This window comes from Campylobacter sp. BCW_6465, from assembly GCF_001762815.1.
GTDB lineage: Bacteria > Campylobacterota > Campylobacteria > Campylobacterales > Campylobacteraceae > Campylobacter_D > Campylobacter_D jejuni.
The window spans coordinates 22,835-34,613 of record NZ_MJXN01000085.1 but is presented as its reverse complement, the minus strand read 5'-3'; the positions used below and the strand labels follow the sequence as shown (position 1 = coordinate 34,613).

Below are 11,779 nucleotides of genomic sequence, written 5' to 3'. Positions count from 1 at the left end.
TTATGTCTAATTTAAAAGAAATTAAAAGAAAAATTAAAAGTGTTCATAACACTCAAAAGACTACAAATGCTATGAAGCTAGTTTCTACTGCTAAGTTAAAAAAAGCAGAAGAAGCAGCTAAAAGATCAAAAATTTATGCACAAAAAATCGATGAAATTTTGAGCGAAATTTCATTTCAGATCAATAAAATTGTTCACAATGAAGATGATGTGCGTTTATCTTTGTTTCATAAAAAAGAACAAATTAAAACCGTAGATTTAATATTTATCACTGCAGATAAAGGCTTATGCGGTGGTTTTAATATTAAGACTTTAAAAACAGTAAGTGAAATGCTAAAAGAATATGAAGCAAAAAATATTAATATTCGTCTTAGAGCTATAGGTAAAACTGGGATTGAATATTTTAATTTTCAAAAAATAGAATTGTTAGAGAAATATTTCCATCTTAGTTCTAGTCCTGATTATGAGAAAGCATGTGAAGTAATTCATGCTGCTGTAGATGATTTTTTAAATGGAAATACAGATGAAGTGATTTTAGTTCATAATGGTTATAAAAATATGATTACCCAAGAACTTAAAATTAATCATCTTATTCCAGTTGAACCAAAGAGTATTGAACAGACTCATAATTCTCTTTTAGAGCTTGAACCAGAAGGAACTGAGCTTTTAGAAGATTTAATGAAAACATATTTTGAGTATAATATGTATTATGCATTAATCGATTCTTTGGCGGCAGAGCATAGTGCAAGAATGCAAGCTATGGATAATGCAACTAATAACGCAAAGGCAAGAGTGAAACAACTGAATTTAGCTTATAACAAAGCAAGACAAGAATCCATTACTACTGAGCTTATAGAAATTATCAGTGGTGTTGAATCAATGAAATAGTAAATTTTAAGGAGAAGATAAATAATGCAAGGATTTATTTCACAGGTATTAGGTCCGGTTGTTGATGTAGATTTTAATGACTATTTACCTCAAATTAATGAAGCAATTGTTGTAAATTTTGAAAGCGAAGGAAAAAAACATAAACTTGTTTTAGAAGTAGCAGCTCATTTAGGAGATAATAGAGTTAGAACTATTGCTATGGATATGACAGATGGTTTGGTAAGGGGCTTAAAAGCTGAGGCTTTAGGTGCTCCTATTAGTGTTCCTGTTGGTGAGAAAGTTTTAGGAAGAATTTTCAATGTTACTGGAGATTTGATCGATGAAGGTGAAGAAATTTCTTTTGATAAAAAATGGGCGATTCATAGAGATCCACCAGCTTTTGAAGATCAAAGCACAAAAAGTGAGATTTTTGAAACAGGGATTAAAGTTGTGGATTTACTTGCTCCTTATGCAAAAGGTGGTAAAGTAGGTCTTTTTGGTGGTGCAGGTGTTGGTAAGACTGTTATTATTATGGAGCTTATTCACAATGTTGCATTTAAGCATAGTGGCTATTCTGTATTTGCAGGTGTGGGTGAGAGAACTCGTGAAGGAAATGACCTTTATAATGAAATGAAAGAAAGCAATGTTTTAGACAAAGTTGCTCTATGTTATGGACAAATGAATGAACCACCAGGGGCAAGAAATCGTATTGCTTTAACAGGTTTAACAATGGCTGAGTATTTTAGAGATGAAATGGGTCTTGATGTGCTTATGTTTATTGATAATATCTTTAGATTTTCACAATCAGGTTCTGAAATGTCAGCACTTTTAGGAAGAATTCCATCAGCTGTGGGTTATCAACCAACCTTAGCAAGTGAAATGGGTAAATTCCAAGAAAGAATTACTTCAACTAAAAAAGGCTCAATCACTTCAGTTCAAGCTGTTTACGTTCCAGCTGATGACTTAACCGACCCAGCTCCAGCAACTGTTTTTGCTCACTTAGATGCTACAACGGTTTTAAATAGAGCTATTGCTGAAAAGGGTATTTATCCTGCAGTTGACCCACTTGATTCAACTTCAAGAATGCTTGATCCAAATATTATTGGAGAAGAACATTATAAAGTTGCTCGTGGTGTTCAATCAGTACTTCAAAAATATAAAGATTTACAAGATATCATTGCCATTTTAGGTATGGATGAGCTTAGTGAAGAGGATAAACTTGTAGTTGAAAGAGCAAGAAAGATTGAAAAATTCTTATCACAACCATTTTTCGTTGCAGAAGTTTTCACAGGTAGCCCAGGAAAATATATAAGCCTTGAAGATACAATAGCAGGATTTAAGGGAATTTTAGAAGGTAAATATGATCATTTACCAGAAAATGCTTTCTATATGGTTGGAAATATAGATGAAGCTATTGCAAAAGCGGATAAATTAAAAGGTTAATTTATGAACGATTTGATTAATTTCGAGATAGTTACGCCTTTGGGTGTAATCTATCAAGGAGAAGTAAAATCTGTTACTTTACCAGGTAGTGAAGGAGAATTTGGCGTGCTTAAAGGACATGCTGCTTTGGTTTCTTCTTTAAAATCTGGAGTAATTGATATTGAAAAAGCTGATTTAAATCATGAATTAATTGCTATTGATGCTGGGCATGCAAAGGTAGATGAAGATAAGATTTGCGTGTTGGCAAAGGGTGCGGTTTGGGTTTGTGGAAGTGATGAAAGTGAGATTGAAAAAAATCTTGCTCAAGCAAAAGATTTGATCAAATCTATGAGTTCTGATAATGCAGCTTTAGCAGCAACTTTTTCAAAACTTGATAATGCAAGGATGCATTAATGAATTTTGAAGCTATATTTCATTTTTTCAATAGTTCAAGTATTATTACTTATATAGTTTTATTATGGCTTTCTTTATATTTTATTTTAGCGTTTAGTATTTTGTTTGCTAGATTGACTTATTTGGCTACATGGAGAAATAAGGAAAAAGAAAGTTTAGAAACTTTGCTCTTGGGTGAGAAGGATTTAAGTCGTACTGATTCGATTTTAAGAAAATGCAATGATACAACTTCAAATCATTTAGAAATCTATAAAAATTTAGCAAGTCGTCGCGCTTCTGCTGGACTTACTTGGCTTAGTATTATTGCTTCAACTTCACCTTTTATAGGTCTTTTTGGGACAGTTATTTCTATACTTGAAACTTTTGGTGGGCTTGGAACTCAAAATTCTTTAAGTATCATAGCTCCTAAAATCAGCGAGGCTTTAGTTGCTACAGGTTGCGGTATTTTAGTGGCAATTCCTGCTTATACATTTCATCTCATCATTAAAAGAAAAGCTTTCGAACTTTTAAGCATTATTGATAGCGAGATTAAAGTTATAAGTTCGAGTAAATAAGGTTAAAAATGCCATTTGATGATGAAAAACCTGAACTTAATATCACACCTTTAGTGGATATTATGCTTGTATTGCTTGCGATTTTAATGGTAACAGCTCCAAGCATTACTTATGAAGAAAAAATTAATCTTCCACAAGGTAGTCAAAAAAATACTAGCGCTCCAACTGTTAAGAGTTTAATTATTAGTATTAATGCAAAAAAAGAAATTTTTTTAAATCAAGAAAAATACGATTTTATAAGTTTTGCTGACAATCTTGCTCAAAGAAAAGCACAATTTAATACCGAAGATCCAGTTTTTATACGCGCTGATAAAAGCTTAAAATATGACGATGTTATTTCAGTCTTAAGAAGTGTAAAAAATTTAGGATTTAATAAAGTTGCTTTACAGACTGAATAATCATGAAAAATTATGGTTTGAGTAATTTAAATTCGTTTTTACTTGCTTTAGTAATATATATTAGTATAGTAATTCTTGTTTTTTTTAGACTTGTAAGCGAGGTTGAATCTGCTATACAATATACCGATATAAAAGATAGTTTTGTAGATATTGAACTTGCTGAACCATCAAAACAAGTTATTACTCAAAGCAACACTCCTAAAGAAATACAAAAACCAACAGAGCAAATTGATATAGAAAAACTTTTTGCTCAGACTACAAATAAAACAGTTAAAACTGAAGATATTGACCAAAAGGCAAGTAATTTTAATGAGCTTTTTGGAAATATTAAAGAAATACAAGAAGAAAAGACTACAAAAATTCAATCAAGTGCTAAATCAGGAATTTCTAGTGCTCCAAAACCTCAAGCTTCCGAACTTGTAAAACAACTTAATGATAGTTTACTTCAAGAAGAAAGTTCAACGCAAGGCGAAAGCACAAAGGCGCAAAAGATTGGAATTTATGATGAATTTTTAGGGAAAGTTGTGCGTATTATCACTCAAAGATGGACTCAGTATTATCCAAATAGTGAAAAAATTTCTGTTAAGGTAAAAATTTTTATTGATGAAAATGGAAAATTTGGCTATACTTCAGTTGAAAAAAGTGGGAATCCTTTATATGATGCTAAAGTGGCTGAATTTTTAGAAAGTCAAAAAGGTAAATTTATTACTTATCCTCCGCAAAATAAAAATATAAGCATTACCATGAATTTAAGAGATGAAGCAAAAGTTAAAAATGATTAGGAGAAAAAAATGAAAAAAATTGTAGCAATTTTTTTAGTCTTTTTAGGAAGTCTTTGGGCAGAAGATCCAGTGATTGATGTTGTTAATTCTGGTGTAGTTTTACCAAAGATTATTGTTAAAGATAATTCAAATTTAAGTGATGAGAATTTAAAGAAAAGCTTTTATAATATCATTGTGAACGATTTGAAAGTAAGTTCAAACTTTGAAGTTGTTGCTAATGCAACTGAGACAAGTAATTATACTTTTGAATACGCTTTAAATAAAAATGGTAACACTTTGAGTTTAAATGTAAAAATAAAAGCTGGCGGTTCTGATAAGTCAGAGCAAACTTATACTTTAAATGGTTTAGAGCAATATCCATTTTTGGCACATAAAAGCGTCAAAGCTTCTGTAAATGCGTTAGGACTTGCACCTGTTGATTGGATGGATCATAAAATTTTGATCGCGAGAAATTCTAGCTCTAAGAAAAGTCAAATTATTATGGCTGATTATACTTTAACTTATCAAAAAGTTATTGTTGATGGTGGGCTTAATTTATTTCCAAAATGGGGAAATAAAGAACAAACTCTATTTTATTATACAGCTTATGATCATGATAAGCCAACTTTATACCGTTATGATTTAAATACCAATAAAGCTAGTAAAATTTTATCAAGCGGCGGTATGGTTGTAGCAAGTGATGTGAGTGTAGATGGAAGTAAACTACTTGTTACCATGGCTCCAAAAGATCAGCCTGATGTTTATTTATATGACTTAAATACCAAAAATCTAACACAATTAACTAATTATTCTGGTATTGATGTTAATGGAAATTTTATTGGCTCAGATGATAGTAAAGTGGTATTTGTAAGCGATCGTTTAGGATATCCTAATATTTTTATGCAAGATTTAAATAGCAATAGTGCTGAACAAGTTGTTTTTCATGGTAGAAACAATTCGGCTGTTTCGACTTATAAAGATTTTTTGGTTTACTCAAGTCGTGAACCAAATCAAGCAGGTGTTTTTAATATTTATTTGATGTCAATTAATAGTGATTATATTCGTCAACTTACAGCAAATGGAAAAAATTTATTTCCAAGATTTTCTAGTGACGGTGGAAGTATAGTATTTATTAAATATTTAGGTGCGCAAAGTGCTTTAGGTGTTATTCGTGTAAATGCAAATAAGACTTTTTATTTTCCTCTTAGGGTTGGAAAAATTCAATCAATTGATTGGTAAAAATTTCAATTTTAGGTTAAAATTAATTAAAAATTAGATATAATAGTAAGAATTTATTAACTTTGAAAGGTCATAAATGAAAAAAATTCTTTTTACTTCAATTGCAGCTCTTGCAGTTGTTATTAGTGGTTGTAGCACAAAAAGCACTAGCGTAAGCGGTGATAGTAGTGTTGATTCAAATCGTGGTTCAGGTGGAAGTGATGGTTGGGATATTGATTCAAAAATTTCTCAACTTAATGATACTTTAAATAAAGTATATTTTGATTTTGATAAATTCAACATTCGTCCTGATATGCAAAATGTTGTAAGCACGAATGCTAATATCTTTAACACTGAAGTAAGCGGTGTAAGTATTACTGTTGAAGGAAACTGCGATGAGTGGGGAACTGATGAATATAACCAAGCTCTAGGTTTAAAAAGAGCAAAAGCTGTAAAAGAAGCTTTAATCGCTAAAGGTGTAAATGCTGATAGAATTGCTGTTAAAAGCTATGGAGAAACAAATCCTGTGTGCACTGAAAAAACTAAAGCTTGCGATGCGCAAAACAGACGTGCTGAATTTAAATTATCAAGATAATTAATGAAAAAAATATTCACAGTAGCTCTTCTTGGAGCTACTTTACTTTATGCAGAAAGCTCAGCTTTTGGTGCAGGAGATATAACAAGCAATTCTTCTTATGGTTTAACTTCAAATGAAAAATTATTTAAAGAAAAGTTAGATAATTTAAATAATGAAAATATACAAACAAATGCTAGAATTAATGAAATTAACGAAAGAATCGAGGGTTTACAAAGCACTTTAGAAGGTATAAATTCTCAATATGCTAAATCAAATTCTAGATTAAGTCAAGTTGAAGAGAATAATCAAAATATTGAAAATAATTTTACTAGTGAAATTCAAAAATTAAAGGCTTATGTTGAAGAAAGTAGAAAAATTCAAGAAGCTAATAATAAGCAAGTAAAAAAAGTTTTAGCCGAACTTAGTTCTTTAGTAGATGCTATTAATGCAAATTATGTTTCTAAAAACGAATTAAATGATGCAAATTTAAGCGTTAAAGCTACTACACCTAGTGTTGTTGTTTCAACTACAGATTCAAACAGTACTATTGAAAACAATAATGCTCAAAATACCCAAGATGATAAAGTAAAACAAATTGATGAATCTTGGAAAAAGAAAAAAAATAATGAAATTTTAGAATTAGCGATAAAAGATGTTGATAAAAATGCTTTTGAAGATTCCAAAGCAAAATTAAATTTTCTCATAACAAAGCAGTATAAACCCGCAAGAGCAAATTTTTGGTTAGGGGAGATCGAGTATAAACAAAAAAATTATAACAATGCTATTGTTTATTATAAAAAAAGTTCTTCTTTGAGTACAAAAGGGGATTATTTCCCAAAACTTTTATATCATACTGCCATTTCATTGGATAAAACAGGTGATACAAAAACAGCAAATGGTTTTTATAAAGCTTTAAAAACTAATTATCCAAATTCACCCGAAGCAAAAGCTTCACCCAATAGAAAATAAATTAAGGAGATAAAATGGCTATAGAAAAAAATAGTGTAGTTTCAATGTTTTATGAGTTAAAAGACGCAAATACAAATGAAGTTTTAGAATCAAATTTATATTCTCAACCTATTTCTTTTATTTTAGGCAAAGGTCAGATTTTAGAAAGCTTAGAAGAAGAAGTGATGAAGCTTGATTGTCCTAGCAATGCTGATGTGGTAATTAAAAAAGAAAAAGGTTTAGGCGAATACGATGAAAATGCCGTTCAAACTTTACCAAAAGAGCAATTTGCAGGTATTGATTTAAAGGTAGGTATGGAGCTTTTTGGCGAAGGTGAAAATGGCGAAACTGTTCGTGTAACTGTAAAAGAAATTAGTGAAAATGATGTGACAATTGATTATAATCACCCTTATGCGGGTCGTGATTTGCTTTTTTCTTTAAATATCGTAGATGCTAGAGCTGCAAGTGAAGATGAAATTCTTACAGGTATTATCGCAGGAAGTCATAGTTGTGGTTGTGGAAGCGGACATGGACACGATCATAATCACGGACACGGTGGCGGCGGTTGCTGTGGTGGCGGCGGTTGCGGTTGTCATTAATGAAGACCGCGTTTATATTTCCAGGTCAAGGCTCACAAAGTCTTGGCATGGGAAAAGATTTTTATGAAAACTCTATAAAAGCCAAAGAACTCCTTCAAAACGCAAGTGATTTTTGTAAGATTGATTTTAAACATTTGCTTTTTGAAGAAAACGAAAAACTCAATCAAAGTGAATTTACTCAACCCGCCATCGTTTTAAATTCCTTAATGGCTTATAGTGTTTTACTTGAAAAAAAACCTGATTTAAGTTCGAAATTTGCTTTAGGGCATTCTTTGGGAGAATTTTCAGCCTTAGCTGTCAATGGTGCTTTTGATTTTTTAGAGGCTCTTTCTTTGGTCAATAAAAGAGGGCTTTTTATGCAAGAAGATTGTGTAAAAGTTGAAGCGGGTATGATGGTTGTTTTAGGGCTTGATGATGAAAAGGTTGAAGAGCTTTGTCAAAAAGCACAAAAAGAAAACAAGCAAATTTTCGCTGCAAATTATAACTGCGATGGACAAATCGTTGTAGCAGGTTTAAAACCTGATTTAGCAAGTTATGAAAGTGTATTTAAAGAAGCAGGAGCTAAAAGAGCTATGCTTTTAAATATGAGCGTGGCAAGTCATTGTCCTCTTTTGGAAAATGCTTCAGCTAAGCTTTGTGTGGAGCTTGAAAAGGTGTTAAAACCAAATTTTAAAGCCGTAATTTCTAATGCAAATGTCAAAATTTATACAAGCAAAGAAGAAGCCCTTGAGCTTTTAAAAGCACAACTTATCTCTCCTGTGCTTTATAAACAAAGCATTAAGGCATGTGAAAATGAAGTAGATTATTTCATAGAATTTGGCGCAAGTGTGCTTAAGGGTTTGAATAAAAAAATCACTTCAAAAGAAACTTATGCTTTAACAAATATGAATGATATTGATGAATTTTTAAAGGTTATATGATGAAAATAGCAATTTTAGGAGCCATGAGTGAAGAAATCACTCCTTTGCTTGAAACACTTAAAGATTATACAAAAATAGAACACGCTAATAATACTTATTATTTTGCAAAGTATAAAAATCATGAACTTGTTTTAGCGTATTCTAAAATCGGCAAGGTAAATTCTACTCTTAGTGCTAGTGTGATGATAGAAAAATTTGGCGCACAAGCTTTGCTTTTTACAGGAGTTGCAGGTGCTTTTAATCCTGAACTTGAAATTGGTGATTTGCTTTATGCAACAAAATTAGCTCAATACGATCTTGATATTACCGCTTTTGGGCATCCTTTAGGTTTTGTTCCAGGTAATGAAATTTTTATCAAAACCGATGAGAAATTAAACAATCTTGCTTTAGAAGTTGCTAAGGAATTAAATATCAAACTGCGTGCAGGTATTATCGCAACGGGTGATGAGTTTATTTGCGATGAAGCAAAAAAAGCAAAAATTAGAGAAATTTTCAATGCGGATGCTTGTGAAATGGAAGGCGCAAGTGTGGCTTTGGTTTGTGATGCTTTAAAGGTGCCTTGTTTTATCTTAAGAGCTATGAGTGATAAAGCAGGGGAAAAGGCTGAATTTGATTTTGATGAATTTGTGATCAATTCAGCTAAAATTTCAGCCAATTTTGTGCTTAAAATGTGCGAGAAATTATGATAAATCTTAGCAAAAAACTCATACGCCAAGTTGCACAAGCTAATGCTAAATTTGGACTTATTAAAGATGGAGATAGGGTTCTTTTAGGGCTTAGTGGCGGGAAAGATTCTTTGGCTTTAGCCCATCTTTTAAATCGTATGCAAGCTCATGCTCCTTTTAAATTTGAACTTGAAGCGGTAACTTTGAGTTATGGCATGGGCGAGGATTATTCTCATCTTCATGCACATTGTGAAGAACACGGCATTAAACATAGCGTGCTTGATTCAAATATTTATGAAGTTTCAGGTGATACCATAAGAGAAAATTCAAGTTTTTGTAGTTATTTTTCGAGAATGCGTCGTGGAGCTTTATATACTTACGCTCTTGAAAAAGGTTTTAACAAGCTTGCTATAGCCCATCATTTAGATGATGCAGCAGAAAGCTTTTTTATGAATTTTATTCATAATGGAGCTTTAAGAACCTTAGCGCCTATTTATCAAAGCAAACGCGGTGTAATTGTGATACGCCCTTTGATTTTTGTGCGAGAAAGACAGCTTAGGGATAATGCTACACAAAATGAACTTAGCGTGATAGGAAATGAATTTTGTCCTGGTATGAAACTCAGCGAAAAAAATGTAAAATTCCCCCACGCTAGAGAAGAAGCTAAACAGCTTTTAGCAAATTTAGAAAAAGATCATCCTAAGCTTTTTACAAGTTTAAAAACCGCTTTTGCCAATTTACACACGGAGAGTTTTTGGCTTCAAAAGGCATAAAAGCATGAAAAAAGCTTTTGTTTTAGTGGATTATCAAAATGATTTTATTGATGGAAGTTTAGGTTTTGATAAGGCTTTAAAAATCAAAGAAAATATTCTTAAAGCCTTAAATCAAATCGATTTTAATAACACGCATTTGCTTTTAACCTATGATACGCATGATGAGCATTATCTACAAAGTAAAGAAGGTTTAAATTTACCTGTAAAACATTGTATTAAAGAGAGTTTGGGTTGGCAAATGCCAAAGGAATTTGAACCTTTTTTACAAAAAGCTCATAAAATTTTTTATAAAAATACTTTTGGTAGCTTAGAACTAGCTAATTTCATACAAAAAAGCGATTATGAAGAACTTCATTTTGCAGGGCTTGTTTCTCATATTTGTGTGTTTTGTAATATCATTTTAGCTTTTGGTGCTAAGCCTAATGCAAGGATAATTTTACACCAAAATTTAAGTGCAAGTTTTGATGAAAATTTAGAAAAATCCGCTTTTGATATACTTAGAGCTTATGGTATTGAAATTGTTTAATGCAAGGCTTTATACTTCATACTCAAAAAGTTAAAGACGAGGATTTGATCGTTTATATTTTAAGTCCTAAAATGCTTATTAAGGCTTATCGTTTTTATGGACTTAGACATTCTAGTATTTTAAGCGGCTATAAAATCGACTTTGCTTTAGAAGAAAATCCTAGTTTTTTACCAAGACTTAAAGATGTATTGCATTTGGGATTTTTATGGATTATGCAAAGGGATAAAATGTTTATTTGGCAAGAATTTATCCGTCTTTTATATAGACACTTAAAAGATGTGGAAGAGCTTGATAGTTTTTATTTTGATTTACTTGATGAGTGTGTGAAAAGGTTTGAAAAACAAAATCCAAAGCGTGTTATTGTTGATGCTTATTTAAAAATTTTGGAATTTGAAGGAAGATTGCATAAAGATTTTTTTTGTTTCGCCTGTGATGAGAAAATTCAAAATTCCATTACATTACTAAGGGCTTTTTTACCTTCGCATTCTCAATGTGCTTTAGGATTTGAGTTTGAAGAGAAAAAACTAAAACAATTTTATAGCAGTAAAAATTGTGCGATTTTTGATGATGAAGAAATAGAAAATTTATATCATTTGATTAAGGAAGGTTTATGATATTAAGTGATGAAAAATGTGATTTTTTAGAATCTATAGCAAGTTTTTTAAGCCCTAAAGATGTGGAGCTTGTCTTTGTGGATAGTAAAGAAATGCAAGAAATTAACTTAGAGCAAAGAAAACAAGATAAAACCACTGATGTACTTTCTTTTCCGCTTGAAAATATCGATGAAAGTTTGCCTTTGGGTTCTGTTGTGATCAATGTGGATTTGGCAAAAGAGAAGGCTAAAGAGTTAGGGCATAGCTATGAAGAAGAAATAAGCTTGCTTTTTATCCACGCTATGCTTCATTTGTTAGGTTTTGATCATGAAAATGATAATGGAGAAATGAGAGAAAAAGAGAAAGAACTTATAGAGCATTTTAATTTGCCTAAAAGTTTGATTATAAGGACTTTAAAAGATTAAGTAAGAATTTTTTCTTCGAGTGTTAGAAGGTTTTATATTATATATTTTAAATTATGAGTAGATATTTTAAGAAAAAATCATTTTTGCCGATTTATCTTATAAATAAAACTTTACTTACAG

16 protein-coding genes are annotated in these 11,779 nt (G+C 31.3%); all 16 read left to right on the top strand.

What is annotated here, in order from left to right; all coding sequences use genetic code 11:
• Window positions 1–2 precede the first annotated feature (2 nt).
• The 16 genes from atpG (at window position 3) to ybeY (ending at window position 11,659) form a co-directional block, all read left to right on the top strand.
• Entirely contained in the window at window positions 3–887 is an 885-nt protein-coding gene (atpG, locus tag AJ886_RS05150; protein WP_002860587.1) for an ATP synthase F1 subunit gamma, read from the top strand.
• Between the two features lie 24 nt (window positions 888–911).
• Window positions 912–2,309 (top strand): F0F1 ATP synthase subunit beta, encoded by a 1,398-nt coding sequence (atpD, locus tag AJ886_RS05145; RefSeq protein WP_002852005.1) that lies wholly within the window; start codon window positions 912–914, stop codon window positions 2,307–2,309.
• Window positions 2,310–2,312: 3 nt separating this feature from the next.
• Window positions 2,313–2,702, top strand: coding sequence for an ATP synthase F1 subunit epsilon (atpC, locus tag AJ886_RS05140; RefSeq protein WP_002851752.1), 390 nt, complete (start codon window positions 2,313–2,315; stop codon window positions 2,700–2,702).
• Complete coding sequence (locus tag AJ886_RS05135) at window positions 2,702–3,256, top strand: MotA/TolQ/ExbB proton channel family protein (RefSeq protein WP_002854361.1); 555 nt, start codon at window positions 2,702–2,704, stop codon at window positions 3,254–3,256. The genes atpC and AJ886_RS05135 overlap by 1 nt, the downstream gene beginning before the upstream one ends.
• A gap of 8 nt (window positions 3,257–3,264) precedes the next feature.
• Window positions 3,265–3,654, top strand: a complete 390-nt coding sequence (locus AJ886_RS05130) for an ExbD/TolR family protein (RefSeq protein ID WP_002866730.1) — start codon at window positions 3,265–3,267, stop codon at window positions 3,652–3,654.
• Window positions 3,655–3,656: 2 nt separating this feature from the next.
• Window positions 3,657–4,436 (top strand): TonB C-terminal domain-containing protein, encoded by a 780-nt coding sequence (locus tag AJ886_RS05125; protein ID WP_070276135.1) that lies wholly within the window; start codon window positions 3,657–3,659, stop codon window positions 4,434–4,436.
• A 9-nt stretch (window positions 4,437–4,445) separates the two neighbouring features.
• Window positions 4,446–5,654, top strand: a complete 1,209-nt coding sequence (gene tolB / locus AJ886_RS05120; protein WP_002860943.1) for a Tol-Pal system protein TolB — start codon at window positions 4,446–4,448, stop codon at window positions 5,652–5,654.
• 76 nt (window positions 5,655–5,730) lie between these two features.
• On the top strand, window positions 5,731–6,228 hold the full coding sequence (gene pal / locus AJ886_RS05115; RefSeq protein ID WP_002851617.1) for a peptidoglycan-associated lipoprotein Pal: 498 nt from the start codon (window positions 5,731–5,733) through the stop codon (window positions 6,226–6,228).
• A gap of 3 nt (window positions 6,229–6,231) precedes the next feature.
• Entirely contained in the window at window positions 6,232–7,179 is a 948-nt protein-coding gene (locus AJ886_RS05110; protein ID WP_070276136.1) for a tetratricopeptide repeat protein, read from the top strand.
• Between the two features lie 14 nt (window positions 7,180–7,193).
• Window positions 7,194–7,757: a peptidylprolyl isomerase gene (locus AJ886_RS05105; RefSeq protein WP_070233950.1), complete on the top strand. Its 564-nt coding sequence runs from the start codon at window positions 7,194–7,196 to the stop codon at window positions 7,755–7,757.
• A gap of 47 nt (window positions 7,758–7,804) precedes the next feature.
• Window positions 7,805–8,677 (top strand): ACP S-malonyltransferase, encoded by an 873-nt coding sequence (locus AJ886_RS05100; protein ID WP_261662636.1) that lies wholly within the window; start codon window positions 7,805–7,807, stop codon window positions 8,675–8,677.
• Window positions 8,674–9,363 (top strand): aminodeoxyfutalosine nucleosidase, encoded by a 690-nt coding sequence (gene pfs / locus AJ886_RS05095; protein WP_002859787.1) that lies wholly within the window; start codon window positions 8,674–8,676, stop codon window positions 9,361–9,363. The genes AJ886_RS05100 and pfs overlap by 4 nt, the downstream gene beginning before the upstream one ends.
• Window positions 9,360–10,115: a tRNA 2-thiocytidine(32) synthetase TtcA gene (locus tag AJ886_RS05090; RefSeq protein WP_002860947.1), complete on the top strand. Its 756-nt coding sequence runs from the start codon at window positions 9,360–9,362 to the stop codon at window positions 10,113–10,115. The genes pfs and AJ886_RS05090 overlap by 4 nt, the downstream gene beginning before the upstream one ends.
• Window positions 10,116–10,119: 4 nt before the next feature.
• Window positions 10,120–10,641 carry an isochorismatase family cysteine hydrolase gene (locus tag AJ886_RS05085; RefSeq protein ID WP_002785057.1) on the top strand — a complete coding sequence of 174 codons (522 nt, stop codon included), beginning with the start codon at window positions 10,120–10,122 and terminating at the stop codon, window positions 10,639–10,641.
• Window positions 10,641–11,255, top strand: a complete 615-nt coding sequence (gene recO, locus AJ886_RS05080) for a recombination protein RecO (protein WP_070283824.1) — start codon at window positions 10,641–10,643, stop codon at window positions 11,253–11,255. Before AJ886_RS05085 ends, recO begins: the two co-directional genes overlap by 1 nt.
• Window positions 11,252–11,659, top strand: a complete 408-nt coding sequence (gene ybeY / locus AJ886_RS05075; protein WP_002871111.1) for an rRNA maturation RNase YbeY — start codon at window positions 11,252–11,254, stop codon at window positions 11,657–11,659. Before recO ends, ybeY begins: the two co-directional genes overlap by 4 nt.
• Window positions 11,660–11,779 lie beyond the last annotated feature (120 nt).